The organism is Pseudomonas sp. MF08831, from assembly GCF_059862645.1.
Genome location: NZ_JCBCUX010000009.1, coordinates 53,487 through 72,203, shown reverse-complemented (window position 1 = coordinate 72,203; position 18,717 = coordinate 53,487). Strand labels below are relative to the sequence as shown.

Genomic DNA, 18,717 nt, shown 5'->3' with positions numbered 1-18,717 from the left:
TGCAGTGGAAGCTCTGTAGGGCTTAGTGCTGCAGGATTTTCTCAAGGAAGTGCTGCGCGCGTTCGGAGCGGGCGCTGATGTCGCCGAAGAACTCCTCCTTCGGGCAGTCTTCGATGATCTTGCCGGCGTCCATGAAGATCACACGGTCGGCCACTTTGCGCGCAAACCCCATTTCGTGGGTTACGCACATCATGGTCATGCCTTCGTGGGCCAGTTGCACCATCACGTCGAGCACTTCGTTGACCATCTCAGGGTCCAGCGCCGAGGTCGGTTCGTCGAACAACATGACGATCGGGTCCATGGCCAGGGCGCGGGCAATCGCCACCCGTTGTTGCTGGCCGCCGGAAAGCTGGCCCGGGTGCTTGTGCGCGTGTGCCGAAAGGCCGACGCGCTCAAGCAGTTGCAGGCCCTTTTTGGTGGCTTCTTCCTTGCTGCGGCCAAGCACCTTGATCTGCGCGATGGTCAGGTTTTCGGTGATGGTCAGGTGCGGGAACAGTTCGAAGTGCTGGAACACCATGCCCACGCGCGAGCGCAGTTGCGGCAGGTTGGTCTTCGGGTCGGCGATGGATGTGCCGTCCACCACCACGTCGCCTTTCTGGAACGGTTCCAGTGCGTTGACGCACTTGATCAGGGTGGATTTACCCGAGCCGGACGGCCCGCACACCACGATCACTTCGCCTTTTTTAACCTCGGTGCTGCAATCGGTCAGCACCTGGAAGTCGCCATACCACTTGTTGATGTTCTTGATAGAGATCATACGGCAAACCTTTTTTGCAGACGCTTGACCAGCAGCGAGGCGGAAAAGCTGATGATGAAGTAGACGACACCGGCGAAGATCAGGAACTCATTGGAGCGGCCAATGATGTCGCCGTTGGAGCGGGCGGAGTTGAGGAAGTCCACCAGGCCCACGGTGTAAACCAGCGAGGTGTCCTGGAACAGGATGATCGACTGTTGCAGCAGCAGCGGGGTCATCTTGCGGAACGCCTGGGGCAGGATGATCAGACGCATGGTCTGGCCATAGGTCATGCCCATCGCCTGTGCGGCGGCCATCTGGCCCTTGGGGATCGACTGCACGCCGGCCCGCACGATTTCACAGAAGTACGCGGCTTCGAACATCATGAAGGCCACGACGCAGGAGGTGAACGCACCAATCGGGGTGTCTTCGCCGGTGATCCAGCGCAACACGAACGGCACCGCCAGGTAGAACCAGGTGATCACCAACAGCAGCGGGATCGAGCGGAAGTAGTTCACGTAGGCGCCGGCCAGACGCGACAGCAGTTTGCTGGACGACAAGCGCATCAGCGCCAGCATCGTACCCAGCGCGATACCGCCGATCACACCCATGACCATCAACTGCAAGGTCATGACCATGCCGTTCCACAGGCCAGGAATGGCGGGGATGATGCCGCTGAAATCGAAGTCCATTATTTACCCCCCACGGAGATCAGGCCGGGCACCGCGACTTTCTTCTCGACCACGCGCATCAGCAGCATCAGGCTCATGTTCAGGGTGAAGTAGATCAGCGTGGCCAGGGTGAAGGCTTCAAACAGGTTGGCCGAGAACTCGGCAGTCTGTTTGGTTTGCGCCAGCAGTTCCATCAAGCCGATCAAGGACGCCACGGAGGAGTTCTTGAACACGTTGAGGAATTCCGAGGTAAGCGGCGGAATGATGATGCGGTAAGCCTGAGGCAGCAGCACGTTCCAGTAGATCTGCGGCAGCTTGAAGCCCATGGCGCGTGCGGCAGATTCCTGGCCGCGTGGCAGCGCCTGGATGCCGGTACGCACTTGTTCACACACACGGGCGGCGGTGAACAGGCCCAGGCACACGACGACGCTCAGGTAGGCCGAGGTGGTCGGGTTGAGGTCTTGTTTGTACCAGTCCTGCAGGTTTTGCGGCAGCAGATCGGGTATCAGGAAGTACCAGATAAACAGCTGAACCAGCAGCGGCACGTTACGAAACAGTTCCACGTAGCAGGTCGCGATGCCCGATACGATGCGGTTTGGCACGGTGCGCATGACGCCCAGAATGGACCCCAGCAACAAGGCGATAATCCATGCCACGACAGCGATGGCGATGGTCCAGCCCAAGCCGGCGATGTACCAGTCGAGATAAGTCTCGCTGCCCACGCCAGTGGACTTGAAGAACACGCCCCAGTCCCAGTTGTAATTCATTAGGGTCTCCCCTCGAGATCGATCGATGTACAAGCACCCGCTTGGGGAAGATCCTTTCCCGCCCGACGTTGAACGCCAGGCACACGCGATCGGCTCGAAAACCGCCAGGTCGAGTGTTCCAAATTAAAGCCAGCAGGTAGTAACAGACGCCTGAGGGAGGGTTGGCTCCCTCAGGAGATAAGCTTAGTCAGGTATCAGATTTTTACGTCAGGGGCTGGTTTGTCGCTTGGGTTAGCGATCAGCTCCTTAACCTTGTCGCTCATCGGGAAGTTGAGGTTCAGGCCTTTTGGAGGAATCGGGCTCTCGAACCACTTGCTGTAGATCTTGTTGATTTCGCCGGATTTGTACAGACCGACGATGGCGTCATCGACAGCTTTTTTGAAGGCTGGATCGTCTTTACGCACCATGCACGCGTAGGCTTCGAAAGACTGTGGCGTACCGGTGATGACCCAGTCGTCCGGCTTCTTGGCCTTGGCTTCTTCGCCTGCGAGCAGGGCGTCGTCCATCATGAAGGCGACGGCGCGGCCGCTTTCCAGCATCTGGAAGGATTCGCCGTGGTCTTTGGCGGAGATGACGTTCATGCTCATTTGCTTATCGGCGTTCATCGCTTTGATGATGCGCTCGGACGTGGTACCAGCGGTGGTCACGACGTTTTTGCCTTTCAGGTCGGCAAAGTCAGCGTAGGACGGCTTGCCATCCTTGTCTTTCTTGACCAGCAGGCGGGTGCCGATTTCGAACATGTTGACGGTGAAATCAACTTGTTGAGCGCGTTCGGCGTTGTTGGTGGTGGAGCCGCATTCGATATCCGCGGTGCCGTTCTGGATCAGCGGGATACGGGTTTGCGAGGTGACCAGGTTGTACTTGACCTTCAAATCGGGTTTGTTCAGGTCTTTTTTCAGGGCTTCAACGATGGCCAGTTGAATGTCGTGGGAGTAGCCCACGGGTTTGCCCGAGCCATCCGCGATGTAAGAAAACGGAATGGAGCTGTCGCGGTGAGCGAGAGTGATGGTGCCGGAGTCGTTGATTTTCTTCAGTGTGCCGGTGAGTTCGGCGGCGAAAACTGGAGTGCTGATCAGAGCAGCAGCGATAGCTGCGCCCAGGATATGGGGAACGATGCGCATCAATACTTCCTCGACATTTGTTTTTTTTATGAAGCCGGCTAGACGGCTCTCTTTTGTACAGCGAATGCCCGTGACGGCTCCTGAAGCGTCGCAGGCAATCGTCAGGGAGTGTAGAGCATGAGTCGTGCCATACCAGGGATAAAAGGTTATCTGGTTGATTTATATGGGTATTAAGTTTGTATGACGGGAGGGGTTTGGCGGTTTGGTCCGGCAAACCGAATGGTTTGGGGTGTGGTGTTCGGAAAACCGAATGGCTGCGGTGGGATGGGGTGTATATCCGTTGCTGCGGTCACGGCGGCTGGCGGTTCCGCTCTTACAGCGGGTCACTTTTGGCAAACGCCCGGAATGCCGGCCCAGCCAAAAGTAACCAAAAGGTCTTTGCCCCGTCACGGCGGCCCACGGATTCAAGCCGGAGTGAGGGCACACCGAGCCCAAGCGGGGTGCCGAGTGGTGGGGCAAGAGCCCTTTGGTTACTTTGGGGCTTTTCCAAAGTGACCCGCCGTAAGGGCGGAACCAAAAGCAGCCATCACCCAAGCACCGGATATGCCCCCCAAAACACCCCCCACAATCAGAACGTATAGTCAGCCGAAACAACCGCCGCACGCCCATCACCCGGCACCGCCCAACCGTTGTTACGGATGCGCGTCAGGTATTCCTTGTCGAACAGATTGTTAACGTTCAACTGCAGGTTCAACTGTTTGTTGACCTTGTAGCCGAGCATCGCGCGCTGCACGGCGTAGCCCGGCGCAGTCGGTGCCCCGGCGGCGCTGACCAGGTACTGCTTGGATTGCGCCGTGATGCCGTAGCCCACCTGAAAGTCGTAGGGCAGGTCGTACACCGTCCAAAGGCTGGCCGCATGTTTCGGCGTAAACGGCAGCGGCTCGCCTTTCTGCGCGTCGAAGCCGGTGGTGGCCAGGGTGAAGTCGCTGGCGCTGCGCAACACGCGGGTATCCAGGTAGGTGTAGTTGGCAAAGACCTTCCACTTATCCGTGATCGCACCGCTCAGGCCGAGTGCCACGCCGTCTGCGCGTGCTTTGCCGTCGAGCGATTGCGTGCCGCTCAGGTTGGTCGGGTCGGGATCGGCGACTTTGTAGTTGGTGCGGTCATTGCGAAAGATCGCGCCGGTGACCGACAAGGCATTGTCGAGGAAGTCCCATTTGGTGCCGATCTCATAGCTGACGGCGGTTTCCGGGGCAACGTTGCAGTTGTTGGTGGGCGCGCTGGACGTTTTCGCCGGGGTAAAGCAGCCACCATTGACGCTGGCTTGCGACGGCGTCTTGCTGTTGCCGTAGGCGATATAGAAACTGCCGTTTTCCACCGGTTTGTACACCAGCGCCAGGCGATAGGACGTCAGGTCATCCGCTTGGCCGTAGCGAACGCCGGGCGTTTCCACGCCGGTGCTGGAGTAGGCATTGGTGACCGAACTGCCGGCATTGTGCTCGTAACGCAAACCGCCGTTGATTTCCCATTGCGGGTTGAGTTTGAGCGTGTCGAAGGCGTAGGCGGCGCGGTTGTTCAGCGCACCGTCAACATGGGCCGCGCGGGTGAAGTTGACGGGGCCGGTCCAGTCCGAGTTGGGGGCGCTGAAGCTGACCGGCGGTGGAACGATCGTGCTGCCGTTGCTGTTGGTCAGCCATTTTCCGGTATCCGCCTCGTATTCCTCGCGGCTGATGGCGATGCCGGTCACCAGTGTGTGGTCGATAAAGCCCGTGCTGAAGTGACTGGTTACGTCAGTCTGGTTGGTGAACATTTTGTTCTGGGTGTTGCGCTCGTTGCCCAGCGAACCGCCGCTTGGCTGGAAATAGCCTGGCTTGAGGCCGGCGGCGCAAGGCGCGCCCGTTATCTGGGTGCCGCTGGCCAGGCAGCCGGCCTGGGCACCTTCGGGGCCGGAGGCGCGCAAATCCTGGCGCACGCGCTCGACGCGGGTGAAGTTGCGCACTGACACGGCGTCGTTGAAGTCGTGTTCGAGTTTCAGGCTGAACGCGTCCGAGGTGATTTGCTGGTCATTGATGTTGTGGTAACCGTAATAGTCGCTCCAACCCACACCCGGCATTGGCTTGCCGTTGTAGATGGGGATGCCGTACTGCGGCGTGTTGTCATCTTTCTGGTGTTCATAACTGACGGTAACGCGGGTCGGCGTGCCCAGGCCAAAGGCGATGGAGGGCGCAATGCCCCAGCGCGAGTAATCTTCATAATCGCGGCCCGGCACATCGTTACCATGCGCCATCAGGTTGAGCCGGAACGCCGTGGTGTCGTTGAGTTGCTGATTGGTATCCAGCGTGGTGCGCTTGTAGTTATCGGTGCCGATGCCGGCGCTGATCGTGGTTTTGTCGCGTAATTCCGGCTGCTTGGACACCAGGTTGATGGTGCCGCCGACCGCGCCGGAACCTGAGTACACCGAACTTGCGCCGCTGACGACTTCGACCTGTTCCAGGTTGAACGGGTCGGTGCGGCTGTACTGCGCGCTGTCGCGCACGCCGTCGACGTAAATGTCGCCGCTGGCCGAGAAACCGCGCAGGTTGATGCTGTCGCCGTAACCGCTGCCGCCTTCGCCGGCGCCGAAGGTAATGCCTGGCACGGTGCTGAGCACGTCGCGCAGTGTCAGCAGGTTTTGATCGTGAATGACTTCCTTGGGCACCACGGTAATCGTCTGCGGTGTATCACGCAGCGCCTCGGTGTACTTGGGGGAGGAAGGTGCTACGGGGTTGTAAACGCTCTGGCTTGGGGCCTGACCTTCGATACTGGTCGCGCCGAGCTGAATTACCCCTGTGCCGTCATCTGCAGTCTCCGCTGCATAGCTGAATCCTCCTTGCGCAGCCACTGCCAAACCCACCGCCGACGCGAGCAAATGCCGCGATGAATGAGGGGCAGAACTGATCCCGGTAGCCATTGAATAGTCTCGTGTTGTTGGAATTGAGAGGTGATCGTAATTGATAAGCGATCTCAAATGTAATAGTTTGTAACAGGATGATTCATGAAATTTTTGTCAGCTTGAGAGAGTGCAGACGAGCATGCAGAGCGCGCGGCCAGGCAATGAATCGGGTGAAATCGGTGATAACCCGCGCGCGTATGCGCGATGGGTGATGCACGCTGCGCAATTGGGTGATACCGATGCGCAGGCGACCTTGGGTCAGTTGTTGCTGGAGGGTCGGGGCATACAAAAGGACGAAGCGTTGGCGCTGAGCTGGTTTCGCATCAGCGCACGTCAGGACCACCCGATGGCGATCAACATGATCGGGCGCTGCCTTGAAAACGGCTGGGGCTGCGAAATCGACCTGCCGGACGCCGCCGAGCATTACCGCAAAGCGGGCGACCTTGGGCTGGATTGGGGGCTGTATAACCACGGCCAGTTGCTGACGCGCGGTCGCGGTGTCGAGCGCGACCTTGTCGCCGCGTATGTGTTGTTCGAGCAGGCGGCGGCCAAAGGGCATGCCAAATCGATGAACCTGCTGGGGCGGTTCCACCATGAAGGCGTCGTGGTGCCCAAGGATGTGCAACTGGCGCGGCAGTGGTATCAGCGCTCAGCCGAGGCGGGCGATTTTCGCGGGCAATACAACCACGCTGCCGAGCTGGCCGAAACCGGCGATGAGTCGCAGGCCTGCCTGTGGCTGGAGCGCGCGCTGGCAACGGCAACACCCGGGTTTTTGCAGGCGGCTTATCCGGTGTTGCTGGGCTCCGCCCTCAGCGGCATTCGTGACATGGGCCTGCGGTATCAGCGCCAGGCGCAGCAGGCATAAAAAAAGCCCCTGGCCTTTCGGCACAGGGGCTTTTCACGACGGTTTGATCAGGCTGCTTCGATCTTCGCGCGGTTCTGCTCGACCTTGGACAGGTAACGCTGCACGTTGGCCTGTTCCTCTGGGGTGGTGAACAGCCCAAGTTTGGTACGGCGCCACAACACGTCCTGCGGTTGCGTTGCCCATTCTTCGGCGCACAGGTAATCGACTTCGCGGGTGTACAGGCCGCCACCCAGGTGATCGCCCAGGTCAGCCAGCGACTGCACACCTTCGAGCAAGCGCCAGGTGCGGCTGCCATAGGTGGTGGACCAACGACGCGCGATCTCGGCCGGGACCCAGTTGAACTTGGCGCGAATTGCCTCGGCCAGCGCTTCTGGCGTGGTCATGTTCTCGCCGCCCGGCAGGCTGGCCGTGGCCGTCCAGCTTGGGCGCATCTGGGTGAAGAACGGCGCCAGCTGCGCCATCGCCGACTCGGCGAGTTTGCGGTAGGTGGTCAGCTTGCCGCCGAACACCGACAGGATTGGCGCCTCGCCAGTGCCGCCAGACAGCGACAGGGTGTAATCGCGGGTGATGGCCGACGGGTTATCCGACTCGTCGTTGCACAACGGGCGCACGCCGGAGTAGGTGTGGACGATGTCGTCGCGGCTCAACTGCTTCTTGAAGTGGGCATTTACCACTTTAAGCATGTAGTCGGTTTCACCTTCGGTAATCGCTACTTTCGCCGGGTCGCCGGTGTATTCGCGGTCGGTGGTGCCGATGATGGTCAGGTGGTTCAGGTACGGAATGGTGAAGACAATGCGCTGGTCTTCGTTCTGCAGGATGTGTGCGTGGGCACCCTCATACAGTTTCGGCACGATCAGGTGGCTGCCCTGGATCAAGCGGATACCGTAAGGCGAATCCAGCTTCAGGTCTTCCTTGATGAACTTGGCGACCCATGGGCCGGCGGCGTTCACGAGGGCGCGGGCACGGATCGAGAACAGGCTGCCATCGGCGCGTTCCATGTTCATTTCCCACATGCCGTTGTTGCGGTGCGCGCTGATGCAACGGGTCTGGGTGTGGATATGCGCGCCTTTTTCGCGAGCGGCCATGGCGTTCAACACCACCAGGCGGGCGTCATCGACCCAGCAGTCGGAGTATTCGAAACCTTTGGTGATTTCGCTTTTCAGCGGGCTGTCAGGGCCGAACTTGAGGCTCTTGGAACCGGCGAGTTTTTCACGCTTGCCCAAGTGGTCATACAGGAACAGGCCAGCACGAATCATCCACGCCGGGCGCAGATGCGGGCGGTGTGGCAACACAAAACGCATTTGCTTGACGATATGCGGGGCCTTGGCCAGTAGCACTTCACGTTCGGCCAGGGCTTCGCGCACCAGGCGGAATTCGTAATGTTCGAGGTAACGCAGGCCACCGTGGATCAGCTTGCTGCTAGCAGAGGATGTGTGGCTGGCCAAGTCGTCTTTTTCGCAAAGGAATACCGACAAACCGCGACCGGCTGCGTCTGCTGCGATGCCGACGCCGTTGATTCCGCCACCAATTACGGCAACGTCATAGACTTCGGCAAGCGGTGGAGCAGGCAAGGTGGAAGGGTTCATCGGCTAGCCTCGCGATCTTTTCGTCTTGGAATTCGAACATTAATGTTCATTTGCGAAAATGGTAGCTGATAAACGCGCACACAGCCAGCCAACTTCGATTGAAAAAACTCATCGAAGGGGGGCAAAGGGAAAATTTGTGAACATGAGGGTGGCAGATAGATCGCCATCGGGGGCAAGCCCCTCCCACAGGTTGATCGCATTCCAGTGTGGGAGGGGCTTGTCCCCGACGGCGCCAGTACGGCGCTAAACGACTTCCAGCCGAACCTTGTGCTGGTTCAACAACTGCACCAGCGCGGGCACCGGCTGCTGATCGGTCACCAAGCAGTCCACCAGGCTGATCGGCCCCAAACGAATCATGGCATTGCGCCCGAATTTGCTTGAGTCGGCCGCCAGGATCACCTGGCGCGCATTGGCAATGATCGCCTGGGAAACCCGCACTTCCTGGTAATCGAAGTCGAGCAGGCTGCCGTCTTCGTCAATACCGCTGATGCCCACCAGGGCGAAGTCGACCTTGAACTGGTTGATGAAATCGACGCTCGCCTGACCGACTACACCACCGTCACGGCGCACATTGCCGCCGGTCAACAGTACGTCGAAGTCGTCCTTGGCACTGAGCATGGTGGCTACGTTGAGGTTGTTGGTGATGATTTTCAGGTGATTGTGATTGAGCAGCGCACGCGCGATCGATTCGGTGGTGGTGCCGATATTGATGAACAGCGAGGCATGATCAGGAATTTGTGCGGCAATGGCTTCGCCGATGCGTTGTTTCTCATCGCGCATCTGGTCGGCACGCATGGCGTACGCGGTGTTCTCGACACTGGAGTCATAGGCCGCGCCGCCGTGGTAGCGGCGCAGCAGATTGGCGTCCGCCAGCTGATTGATATCGCGGCGGATGGTTTGCGGGGTGACAACAAATAGCTGCGCCATCTCCTCGATACTGACATAGCCGCGCTCGCGGACCAGTTCGAGGATTTGTTGCTGGCGGGGAGGCAGATTCATGGGGCGTCCTTTGGGCTGCCATACAAAAGTGGCCCATGATGACGCAGCACGCCGCTCCCCGCCAGTTACAACCCTATGTGGGTCCGGCGCTTGGCTTATTCAGCGCCTTCGTGCGGTTCCCAATCGCGGGTACGGCTTACCGCTTTCTGCCAGCCGGCGTAGAGTTTTTCTTTGGCGGCTTCATCCAGCGTGGGTTCGAATTCACGCTCGATCACGGCCTTGCCGCGCAGCTCGTCCAGGCTGCCCCAGAAACCACAGGCCAGGCCGGCCAGGTAAGCGGCGCCCAGCGCGGTGGTCTCGCGCATTTGCGGGCGCTCGACCCGAGTGCCGAGGATGTCGGCCTGGAACTGCATCAAGAAGTTGTTGGCGACTGCGCCGCCGTCCACACGCAGGGCTTTGAGGCGTTCGCCGGAGTCCTGTTGCATGGCGTCCAATACGTCGCGGGTCTGGTAGGCAATCGACTCCAGGGCTGCACGAATGATGTGATCAACCCGTACGCCACGGGTCAGGCCGAACAACGCGCCACGCGCATACGGGTCCCAATAAGGCGCGCCCAGGCCGGTGAAGGCTGGGACCAGGTATACGCCGTTGCTGTCTTTGACCTTGCCGGCGAAGTATTCGGTGTCGGTCGCATCGGCAATGATCTTCAGCTCGTCACGCAGCCACTGTACGGTGGAACCACCGTTGAATACCGCGCCTTCCAGGGCGTAGGCCACTTCGCCGCGGGGGCCGCAAGCGATGGTGGTGAGCATGCCGTGTTGGGATTTGACGGCCTTGTCGCCGGTGTTCATCAGCAGGAAGCAGCCGGTGCCGTAAGTGTTCTTGGCCTGACCCGCTTCTACGCACATCTGGCCGAACAGCGCCGCTTGCTGGTCACCGGCGATGCCGCCAATGGCGATACCGCTTTTGGTACGGCCGTAGATTTCCGAAGACGATTTGACTTGCGGCAGCATTTCGCGCGGCACGTCGAGAATCTCCAGCATCTTCGCATCCCACTCCAGGGTGTGGATGTTGAAGAGCATGGTGCGCGAGGCGTTGGTGTAATCGGTAACGTGGGTTTTGCCGCCGGTAAATTTCCAGATCAGCCAGCTGTCGATGGTGCCGAACAGCAGCTCGCCGTTGCGCGCACGCTCACGGCTGCCTTCGACGTTGTCGAGGATCCACTTGAGCTTGGTGCCGGAGAAGTACGGGTCGGTGACCAGGCCGGTGGTGTCATTGATGTACTGCTCGTGACCATCACGCTTGAGCTGCTGGCAGATCTCGGTGCTGCGCCGGCATTGCCAGACGATCGCGTTGTAGATCGGACGGCCAGTGATCTTGTCCCAGACCACGGTGGTTTCACGCTGGTTGGTGATACCGATGGCAGCGACCTGGTCATGGTGCAGGCCGGCTTGTGCCAGGGCCTCGACCATCACCGCGCTTTGGGTGGCGAAGATTTCCATCGGGTCATGCTCGACCCAGCCGGCTTGCGGGTAATGCTGAGTGAATTCGCGCTGGGCGGTGCAGACCACGTTGGCGTCACGGTCAAAGATGATCGCCCGCGAACTGGTGGTGCCCTGATCAAGGGCAATGATGTAGTTCTTATTCTGAATGTCGGTCATGTCGATTGCCTTGGACGGAAAATAAGAGAGTAAGGAATCAGCCTGGGCCGCAAAGGGGCAGAGGGACCAGGCTGGCGCTATCAGGAAATACGCGTCTTGCCGTTGACAGCCGTGTCAGGTGTTTCATCTATAGCAGGTGCGGCGCTCGGCAGATGACGGGCAATCAGCCCGCGATAGGCCGCAGCACCGAGGCAGGCGCCGACAATCGGCGCGAAAATCGGAATCAGGAAGTAAGGAATATCGCGGCCGCCGGTAAAGGCCATTTCACCCCAGCCGGCGAAAAAGGTCATCAGCTTGGGCCCGAAATCCCGCGCCGGGTTCATCGCAAAGCCGGTCAGTGGGCCCATGGCACTGCCAATCACCGCGATCAACAGGCCGATCAGCAGCGGGGCCAACGGGCCGCGTGGCAGGCCGTTGTTGTCGTCGGTAAGGGCCATGATCACGCCCATCAGGATGGCGGTGATGACCATTTCCACCAGAAACGCCTGGGCTGTGCTCAGCAGGGCATGCGGGTAGGTGGAGAACACCGACGCCAGCTCCAGGCTGGCCTGGGAGCCGCGAACCATGTGGTGGGTTTGTTCGTAATCGAAAAAGAGATTGCTGTATAGCGTGTACACCAGCGCGGCGGAGCAAAAGGCGCCGGCGACCTGGGCGAGGATATAGAAGGGCAGTTTGCGTTTTTCGAAATCGGCAAAAATGCACAGGGCAATGCTCACCGCCGGATTGAGGTGAGCCCCGGAAATACCGGCGCTCAGGTAGATCGCCATGCTGACGCCGATCCCCCAGATGATACTGATTTCCCACAACCCAAAGCTGGCACCCGCGACCTTGAGCGCAGCGACACATCCTGTACCGAAGAAGATCAGAAGCGCAGTCCCCAGGAATTCGGCCATGCATTGGCTCGAAAGTGAAGGCTGTTGAAGAGCAGTTGTCATGGAAAACCTCAATTGTTGTTCTTGTTTGGCGCGCGGCCTCAACGGGCTGTTGCGCGATTTTCACCGTGGCGAGGATCCCCATCCAGGACATGGCTTATTGCTGGAGTACCGCAGGTGCTATTCCTACAGTATTCGGAAACGAAAAAATATAGACAAGAATGACGGCTGTCAAAGGTCGAAAGTGAACCACTGGTCATTTTCGAACTATTGGTCTGGTGAATGATCACGCTTACGCCTATTGGTACGTCTCGCGGGAGTGGCGCACTAGAGCGTTTTGCTTACGCTTGGCCTAGAATTGGCCCTCTGTTTGCCATGCCCGGAGTAGCCATGACCCCCGCACTGGACCTGTTGAAAAAAGTTCGTGCCGAACATCACATCCACAGTTACGAACATGACCCCAAGGCAGCCTCCTATGGGCTGGAAGCTGCGGAAAAGTTGGGGCTTGACCCCGCGCAGGTGTTCAAGACCTTGCTGGCCAGCAGTGAGAAAGGGGAATTGTTGGTGGCAGTGGTGCCGGTCGTCGGAAGTCTGGATTTAAAGGCGCTCGCCCATGCGGCCGGGGTGAAAAAAGTCGAAATGGCCGACCCAGCAGCGGCGCAACGCTCCACCGGTTACTTGTTGGGCGGCATCAGCCCATTGGGACAGAAGAAGCGTTTGCGCACATTTATCGACGTGACGGCGCAGCCGTTCGCGACGATTTTTGTCAGTGCCGGGAGGAGGGGTTTGGAAGTTGAGCTGCCGGCGGCGGTGCTGGCTGAGCATACCCAGGCCACATTCGCGCCGATTGGACGGGCCTGAAACTCGCATTTTGAATACGACGAGATCCAATGTGGGAGCGGGCTTGCTCGCGAAAACGGTGGTTCAGTAATAAATTCGTTAACTGACACTCCGCATTCGCGAGCAAGCCCGCTCCCACATTTTGATCTGGTTTCGTCAGTTACTCAGTTGGCGGGGCTGTAGCGCCTTACGCCGGAGTCGGCTTTAGGAATCTGCGCCGCAACGCTGCCCGAAGCCTGAAACAACACCAAATGCTCAGCCGCCACCCGAATCCCCACGTCCACACCCACCTGATGATCAGCGTGGCTGGGGAAAATCGACTCCAGCTGTGCACCGGTCGGCAGTTGCAGGCGGTACAAGGTCGAGGCGCCGAGGAAGGTCTTGCCGACGATCCGCGCTTTCAACGCGCTGTCCGGCGCGTAGACGATGTCATCCGGGCGCAGCAGTACATCCACCGCGCCACCTGTGGGCCAGGTGTAGGCGCGGTTGCCACGCAGGTCACCCAGTTCGGTGCTGACCGACTCCGGTGAGCTCAACTGGCCACGGATGAAATAGCCCTGGCCGATAAAGCTGGCGACATAAGGCGTTTGTGGCTCGTGATAGAGGTTGTAGGGCGTATCCCACTGCTCAAGACGGCCTTCCTTGAAAACCCCCACCTGATCACTCACCGCAAAGGCTTCTTCCTGATCATGAGTGACCAGAATCGCACTGGTGCCGCGCGCCTTGAGAATGTCGCGCACCTCGTGGCTAAGCTTGCGCCGCAGTTCGCCGTCGAGGTTGGAGAACGGTTCATCCAGCAGCAACAGTTGCGGCTCCGGCGCCAAAGCGCGGGCGAGGGCGACGCGTTGTTGCTGGCCGCCGGAAAGCTCGTGGGGGAAACGCTTGCCGAGGTTCTTCAAGTTGACCAGTTCCAGCAACTCGGCGACCACGCGGTCTTTTTGCGGGTGTTTGCGAATGCCAAAGGCGATGTTGTCGGCCACGCTCAAATGCGGAAACAGCGCGTAGTCCTGGAACACCATGCCGATCCGGCGTTTCTCCGGTGCGAGGGTGAACCCGGCGCTGGAAATCACTTCGCCGGCCAGGCTGATCTCACCCTCATGCACGGGTTCGAACCCGGCAATCGCACGCAAGGTGGTGGTTTTGCCACAGCCCGAAGAGCCCAGCAGGCAGCCGATGTCGCCCGCGTTGAGGTGCAGGTTGAGGTTCTGCACCACGCGTTGATCTTGATAGCCGCATGCCAGATTGCGCAGGTTCAGCAGTAATGGCTGGCTCATGCGTGGTGGTACGCAGGCGCGACGAGGAATTCGAGCAGCGCCTTTTGCGCATGCAAGCGGTTTTCAGCCTGGTCCCAGGCGACTGAACGCTTATCGTCGAGCAGGTCGAGGCTGATTTCCTCGCCACGGTGGGCGGGCAGACAGTGCATGAACAGCACATCCGGCGCGGCCAGGTCGAGCAGGGCGCGGGTCACCTGGAACGGCGCGAACAGGGCCAGGCGCTTGGCGGTTTCTTCTTCCTGGCCCATGGAGGTCCAGACATCGGTGCTGACCAGATGGGCGCCAATCACCGCGTCACGCGGGTCACGCACGACAGTGACGCGACTGCCGGCCTGTTCCAGGAAGCGCGCGTCAGGCTCGTAGCCTTCCGGGCATGCGATGCGCAGGTGGAAGTCGAACTGGATCGCCGCTTCTATATAGCTGTTGCACATGTTGTTGCCGTCGCCGATCCAGGCCACGGTCTTGCCTTGGATCGAACCGCGATGCTCGAGGAAGGTTTGCATGTCGGCCAGCAACTGGCACGGGTGCAGGTCATCGGACAGGCCGTTGATCACCGGCACGCGGGAGTTGGCGGAAAATTCGGTCACGGTGCTGTGTGCGAAGGTACGGATCATTACCGCATCGAGCATGCGCGACATCACGCGGGCGGCGTCGGCAATCGGCTCGCCGCGGCCCAGTTGGGTATCGCGCGAGGACAGGAAGATGGCTTGGCCACCCAGCTGGATCATGCCGGCTTCGAACGACACACGGGTGCGTGTCGACGACTTCTCGAAAATCATCCCGAGCACACGGTTTTTCAAAGGCTCGAACAGTACGCCGCGGTTACGCAGGTCTTTAAGCTCAATGCCTCGACGGATCACGCTGACCAGCTCGTCGGGCGTGCAATCCATCAGGGAGAGAAAGTGCCTTGCGCTCATCATTAACTACCTTTTTGCAACAGACCGCAGATACTCAAAGCCTTGTTTATTGTGACAACGGGCGAGACCTGCGGCGAAAGCCGCACGGGGCGACGAAATAGGGGAAGGCGCGATCTTATAATTAAATGTCGCGTCTTACCAATGGGGCTACGGTTTTTAAGGGTGTTCAAGAAGGGCGCTGAAGCGCTTTTTGAAGACTGATTCCTGACAGCAGCGGGCCATTTGTACACTGGCGCTGAGACCTTTTGCAATGCGTGGGGGCGGGCGCAGGCCAGGCTGCGTCGGTTTCGGCGGCTCTTCGCAAGGTTTTGAAACATTTGCTCATGGTCTGGCCTGATGCCTCTCGATTCACGGGGCGAACCTTACTGGTACGCGCTCAGGTGACGGGCCATAGTTGGGTCAAAGCCCAATAAAGAGACTGGCCATGACCAAGACTCTCCACCACCGTGCCTGCCATCTGTGTGAAGCCATCTGCGGCCTGACCCTGGAAACCACCCGGGCCGACGACGGCAGCCTGGCGATCACCTCAATCAAGGGTGACGCGCTGGACACCTTCAGCCGTGGGCACATCTGCCCCAAAGCGGTGGCATTGCAGGACATCCAGAACGACCCGGACCGCCTGCACCAGCCCATGTTGCGCGTGGGCAGCGAATGGCAGCCGATCCCATGGGACGAGGCATTCACGCTGGTCGCTGAGCGCCTGGCGGGTATCCAGGCCCGGCATGGGCAGAATGCGGTGGCGGTGTACCAGGGCAACCCCAGCGTGCACAACTATGGGCTGATGACTCACAGCAACTACTTCCTTGGCCAGCTCAAGACGCGCAATCGGTTTTCCGCGACCTCGGTGGACCAGCTGCCTCATCACCTCACCAGTCATCTCATGTACGGCCACGGCCTGCTGCTGCCGATTCCGGATATCGATCACACCGATTTCATGCTGATCCTGGGCGGCAACCCGTTGGCGTCCAACGGCAGCATCATGACCGTGCCTGACGTAGAGAAGCGTCTCAAGGCCATTCAGGCGCGGGGCGGCAGCGTGGTGGTGGTTGACCCACGACGCAGCGAGACGGCGGCGATCGCCGATCAGCATCTGTTTGTGCGGCCCGGAGGCGATGCGGCGTTGTTGTTCGGGTTGCTCAACACCTTGTTTAGCGAGAACCTGACGCGTGAAAGCCATTTGCCGGTCGACGGTCTTGAAGACGTGCGCCGCGCGATTGCCGGGTTTACCGCTGAAGCCATGAGCCACCAATGTGCAGTGCCTGCCGAACAGATCCGCCAGCTGGCGCGGGACTTTGCCGCAGCGGACAAGGCGGTGTGTTACGGGCGCATGGGCGTGTCCACCCAAGCCTTCGGTACGCTGTGCCATTGGTTGGTGCAATTGATCAATCTGGTGACCGGCAATCTGGACCGTGTCGGCGGCGCCTTGTGCACCTCGCCGGCCGTGGACTTGGTGGCTTCAACCGGTGGCGGGCATTTCAATCGCTGGCAGAGTCGCGTGTCCGGGCGCCCGGAATATGGCGGTGAATTGCCGGTGTCCGCCTTGGCGGAGGAAATGCTCACCGAAGGCGAAGGCCAGATCCGCGCCCTGGTGACCGTGGCCGGCAACCCGGTGTTGTCGACGCCAAACGGTCGCCAGTTGGAGCAGGCGCTGGACGGGCTTGAGTTCATGGTCAGCATCGACCTCTATATCAACGAGACCACGCGTTACGCTGACCTTATCCTGCCGTCCACCTCGGCGCTGGAAAACGATCACTACGACACCACGTTCAATATGTTCGCCGTGCGCAACGTCACTCGGTTCAACCGCGCGATCCTGCCCAAGCCCGCAGGCGCGCTGCACGACTGGGAAATCTTTGTCGGCCTGGCCAAGGCCTTCGCGGCGCAGACAGGCGTGGCGCTCAAACCGACCATGGCGCCGGCGCAGATGATTGACTTTGGTTTGCGTGCCGGGGCTTACGGTGACGCTTCCGATCACAAGTTGTCGGTGGCGATGCTTGCCGACCATCCGCACGGCGTGGATTTGGGGCCGCTCAAGCCCAATCTCGCCACGCGCTTGAAGACCGCCAACGGCCGGGTGCAGGCAGCGCCGGCGGTGATCCTGGCTGACTTGGCGCGGTTCGCAGCACACCCCGGGCCGGTGTTGGATGAACTCCTGTTGATCGGCCGTCGTCATGTGCGCAGCAATAACTCGTGGATGCATAACTATCATCGTCTGGTGAAGGGCAAGCCTCGGCACCAGTTGCATATGCACCCTGATGACCTGGCCAGTCGACAATTGAGCGATGGTCAGCGGGTGCGCGTCAGTTCGCGCATCGGCATGATCGAAGTGGAAGTAGTGGCCAGCCTGGACATGATGCCCGGCGTGGTCAGCCTGCCCCATGGCTGGGGGCATGGACGCCCAGGCGTACAGATGAGCATTGCCAGCGGGCAGCCGGGGGCGAGTGCGAATGACTTGACCGACGAGCGGCAGTTGGACGAGTTATCCGGCAATGCTGCGCTCAACGGTGTGCCGGTGCAGGTAGCGGCTGCCTGAGGCGCCCGACCACCGGGCTGGAATTTTGCGTTACAATGCGCCACCGTGCCGACCTGTGAGTCGCAAAGTTCCAGCCGAGGTGTTCCATGGATATCATCGAAACGATCAAAGAGCAGATTGCCAACAACACCATTCTGCTTTACATGAAGGGCGCGCCAAACGCTCCTCAGTGCGGTTTCTCCGCGAAGGCTTCCCAAGCCATCATGCAGTGCGGCGAGAAATTCGCCTACGTGGATATCCTGCAAAACCCTGAAATCCGCGCCAACCTGCCGAAGTACGCCAACTGGCCAACGTTCCCGCAGCTGTGGGTCGCCGGTGAGCTGGTCGGCGGCAGTGACATCATCACTGAAATGGCTGCGGATGGTTCGCTGCAAGCGCTGATCAAAGAAGCAGCGGCAAACGCCGCCGCCAAGACCGACGCTTAACCCTGAAGGCGCCGGCTAGCCGGCGCCTTCAGTGCGTCAGTCAATAAAAAGCCCCGCTTCTCGAAAGAGAGCGGGGCTTTTTATGGCCTGTTGACTACGGGTTATTCACCCATCTGCGATTGCAGGTAGTTTTCCAGGCTGACTTTGTCGATCAGGCCCAGTTGGGTTTCCAGCCAGTCGATGTGTTCTTCCTGGTCTTCCAGAATGTCTTCGAGCAGTTCACGGCTGCCGAAATCGCCCTTGGTTTCGCAGTGCGCAATCGCGGCTTTGAGGTCGCTGTGGCTCTTCTGTTCGAACTTCAGGTCGCTGATGATCATTTCCTGGGTGTGCTCGCCGATGTTCAGCTTGCCCAGGTCCTGCACGTTCGGCAGGCCTTCCAGGAACAGGATGCGCTTGATCAACGCGTCCGCGTCTTTCATGGCCTTGATGGATTCTTTGTATTCGCGCTTGCCGAGCTTTTCCAGGCCCCAATCGTCATACATGCGCGCATGCAGGAAGTACTGATTGATCGCGACCAGTTCATTGGCAAGGATTTTATTGAGTTGCTGGATGACTGAGATGTCGCCTTTCATGACTGGGGTCCTGCCCTGTATTAGCTGTGTATAAGGCGGAGTTTGAGCGGCGAAATCCCTAGTGTCAAA

General features: G+C 59.6%; 16 protein-coding genes. 4 read left to right on the top strand and 12 right to left on the bottom strand.

Annotation, left to right across the window (positions count from 1 at the left end; translation table 11 throughout):
• Window positions 1-22: 22 nt before the first annotated feature.
• From AC19YS_RS19485 to AC19YS_RS19465, 5 genes are all read right to left on the bottom strand, one after another.
• On the bottom strand, window positions 23-757 hold the full coding sequence (locus AC19YS_RS19485; protein WP_012722475.1) for an amino acid ABC transporter ATP-binding protein: 735 nt from the start codon (window positions 755-757) through the stop codon (window positions 23-25).
• Entirely contained in the window at window positions 754-1,425 is a 672-nt protein-coding gene (locus tag AC19YS_RS19480; RefSeq protein WP_106579410.1) for an amino acid ABC transporter permease, read from the bottom strand. The genes AC19YS_RS19485 and AC19YS_RS19480 overlap by 4 nt, the downstream gene beginning before the upstream one ends.
• Window positions 1,425-2,171, bottom strand: coding sequence for an amino acid ABC transporter permease (locus AC19YS_RS19475; RefSeq protein WP_003208731.1), 747 nt, complete (start codon window positions 2,169-2,171; stop codon window positions 1,425-1,427). Before AC19YS_RS19475 ends, AC19YS_RS19480 begins: the two co-directional genes overlap by 1 nt.
• 194 nt (window positions 2,172-2,365) lie before the next feature.
• Entirely contained in the window at window positions 2,366-3,292 is a 927-nt protein-coding gene (locus AC19YS_RS19470) for a glutamate/aspartate ABC transporter substrate-binding protein (protein WP_106579409.1), read from the bottom strand.
• Window positions 3,293-3,860: 568 nt separating this feature from the next.
• Complete coding sequence (locus AC19YS_RS19465; RefSeq protein ID WP_500602443.1) at window positions 3,861-6,182, bottom strand: TonB-dependent receptor; 2,322 nt, start codon at window positions 6,180-6,182, stop codon at window positions 3,861-3,863.
• 121 nt (window positions 6,183-6,303) lie between these two features.
• Between AC19YS_RS19465 and AC19YS_RS19460 the strand changes: the two genes are divergently transcribed.
• On the top strand, window positions 6,304-7,029 hold the full coding sequence (locus AC19YS_RS19460) for a tetratricopeptide repeat protein (protein WP_200624584.1): 726 nt from the start codon (window positions 6,304-6,306) through the stop codon (window positions 7,027-7,029).
• A gap of 47 nt (window positions 7,030-7,076) precedes the next feature.
• On the opposite strand, the gene glpD is transcribed toward AC19YS_RS19460, so the two are convergent.
• The 4 genes from glpD to AC19YS_RS19440 all read right to left on the bottom strand — a co-directional run bounded on the left by glpD (window position 7,077) and on the right by AC19YS_RS19440 (window position 12,150).
• Window positions 7,077-8,615, bottom strand: coding sequence for a glycerol-3-phosphate dehydrogenase (gene glpD, locus AC19YS_RS19455; protein WP_106577275.1), 1,539 nt, complete (start codon window positions 8,613-8,615; stop codon window positions 7,077-7,079).
• A 243-nt stretch (window positions 8,616-8,858) separates the two neighbouring features.
• Window positions 8,859-9,614, bottom strand: coding sequence for a DeoR/GlpR family transcriptional regulator (locus tag AC19YS_RS19450; RefSeq protein ID WP_010212755.1), 756 nt, complete (start codon window positions 9,612-9,614; stop codon window positions 8,859-8,861).
• Between the two features lie 95 nt (window positions 9,615-9,709).
• Window positions 9,710-11,215 (bottom strand): glycerol kinase GlpK, encoded by a 1,506-nt coding sequence (glpK, locus tag AC19YS_RS19445; RefSeq protein ID WP_106577274.1) that lies wholly within the window; start codon window positions 11,213-11,215, stop codon window positions 9,710-9,712.
• Window positions 11,216-11,295: 80 nt separating this feature from the next.
• Window positions 11,296-12,150, bottom strand: coding sequence for an MIP/aquaporin family protein (locus AC19YS_RS19440; protein ID WP_106577273.1), 855 nt, complete (start codon window positions 12,148-12,150; stop codon window positions 11,296-11,298).
• A gap of 327 nt (window positions 12,151-12,477) precedes the next feature.
• On the opposite strand from AC19YS_RS19440, the gene ybaK reads away from it, so the two are divergent.
• The gene (gene ybaK, locus AC19YS_RS19435; RefSeq protein WP_124416540.1) at window positions 12,478-12,948 is read left to right on the top strand and encodes a Cys-tRNA(Pro) deacylase; all 471 of its coding nucleotides are present in this window, start codon (window positions 12,478-12,480) and stop codon (window positions 12,946-12,948) included.
• Between the two features lie 143 nt (window positions 12,949-13,091).
• On the opposite strand, the gene AC19YS_RS19430 is transcribed toward ybaK, so the two are convergent.
• Together AC19YS_RS19430 and argF are read right to left on the bottom strand one after the other, a co-directional pair.
• Complete coding sequence (locus tag AC19YS_RS19430; RefSeq protein ID WP_500602442.1) at window positions 13,092-14,201, bottom strand: ABC transporter ATP-binding protein; 1,110 nt, start codon at window positions 14,199-14,201, stop codon at window positions 13,092-13,094.
• Complete coding sequence (gene argF, locus AC19YS_RS19425; protein ID WP_500602441.1) at window positions 14,198-15,118, bottom strand: ornithine carbamoyltransferase; 921 nt, start codon at window positions 15,116-15,118, stop codon at window positions 14,198-14,200. Before argF ends, AC19YS_RS19430 begins: the two co-directional genes overlap by 4 nt.
• Before the next feature lie 424 nt (window positions 15,119-15,542).
• Here argF and AC19YS_RS19420 point away from each other — a divergent pair, with 424 nt between their 5' ends.
• Together AC19YS_RS19420 and grxD are read left to right on the top strand one after the other, a co-directional pair.
• Window positions 15,543-17,651 (top strand): molybdopterin oxidoreductase family protein, encoded by a 2,109-nt coding sequence (locus AC19YS_RS19420; RefSeq protein WP_500602440.1) that lies wholly within the window; start codon window positions 15,543-15,545, stop codon window positions 17,649-17,651.
• Window positions 17,652-17,737: 86 nt separating this feature from the next.
• Window positions 17,738-18,076: a Grx4 family monothiol glutaredoxin gene (gene grxD, locus AC19YS_RS19415; protein ID WP_106577269.1), complete on the top strand. Its 339-nt coding sequence runs from the start codon at window positions 17,738-17,740 to the stop codon at window positions 18,074-18,076.
• Between the two features lie 101 nt (window positions 18,077-18,177).
• Here the strand turns inward: grxD and bfr are convergent, their stop codons facing one another.
• Window positions 18,178-18,648 carry a bacterioferritin gene (gene bfr, locus AC19YS_RS19410; protein WP_106577268.1) on the bottom strand — a complete coding sequence of 157 codons (471 nt, stop codon included), beginning with the start codon at window positions 18,646-18,648 and terminating at the stop codon, window positions 18,178-18,180.
• Window positions 18,649-18,717 lie beyond the last annotated feature (69 nt).

Bases quoted from the DNA above. Each gene is read 5' to 3' on its own strand.
- bfr (WP_106577268.1), bottom strand. From the start codon at position 18,648: ATGAAAGGCGACATCTCAGTCATCCAGCAACTCAATAAAATCCTTGCC.
- grxD (WP_106577269.1), top strand. From the start codon at position 17,738: ATGGATATCATCGAAACGATCAAAGAGCAGATTGCCAACAACACCATT.
- AC19YS_RS19480 (WP_106579410.1), bottom strand. From the start codon at position 1,425: ATGGACTTCGATTTCAGCGGCATCATCCCCGCCATTCCTGGCCTGTGG.
- AC19YS_RS19450 (WP_010212755.1), bottom strand. From the start codon at position 9,614: ATGAATCTGCCTCCCCGCCAGCAACAAATCCTCGAACTGGTCCGCGAG.
- glpK (WP_106577274.1), bottom strand. From the start codon at position 11,215: ATGACCGACATTCAGAATAAGAACTACATCATTGCCCTTGATCAGGGC.
- AC19YS_RS19470 (WP_106579409.1), bottom strand. From the start codon at position 3,292: ATGCGCATCGTTCCCCATATCCTGGGCGCAGCTATCGCTGCTGCTCTG.
- AC19YS_RS19465 (WP_500602443.1), bottom strand. From the start codon at position 6,182: ATGGCTACCGGGATCAGTTCTGCCCCTCATTCATCGCGGCATTTGCTC.
- AC19YS_RS19475 (WP_003208731.1), bottom strand. From the start codon at position 2,171: ATGAATTACAACTGGGACTGGGGCGTGTTCTTCAAGTCCACTGGCGTG.
- AC19YS_RS19440 (WP_106577273.1), bottom strand. From the start codon at position 12,150: ATGACAACTGCTCTTCAACAGCCTTCACTTTCGAGCCAATGCATGGCC.
- AC19YS_RS19430 (WP_500602442.1), bottom strand. From the start codon at position 14,201: ATGAGCCAGCCATTACTGCTGAACCTGCGCAATCTGGCATGCGGCTAT.
- AC19YS_RS19460 (WP_200624584.1), top strand. From the start codon at position 6,304: ATGCAGAGCGCGCGGCCAGGCAATGAATCGGGTGAAATCGGTGATAAC.
- AC19YS_RS19485 (WP_012722475.1), bottom strand. From the start codon at position 757: ATGATCTCTATCAAGAACATCAACAAGTGGTATGGCGACTTCCAGGTG.
- glpD (WP_106577275.1), bottom strand. From the start codon at position 8,615: ATGAACCCTTCCACCTTGCCTGCTCCACCGCTTGCCGAAGTCTATGAC.
- ybaK (WP_124416540.1), top strand. From the start codon at position 12,478: ATGACCCCCGCACTGGACCTGTTGAAAAAAGTTCGTGCCGAACATCAC.
- AC19YS_RS19420 (WP_500602440.1), top strand. From the start codon at position 15,543: ATGACCAAGACTCTCCACCACCGTGCCTGCCATCTGTGTGAAGCCATC.
- argF (WP_500602441.1), bottom strand. From the start codon at position 15,118: ATGAGCGCAAGGCACTTTCTCTCCCTGATGGATTGCACGCCCGACGAG.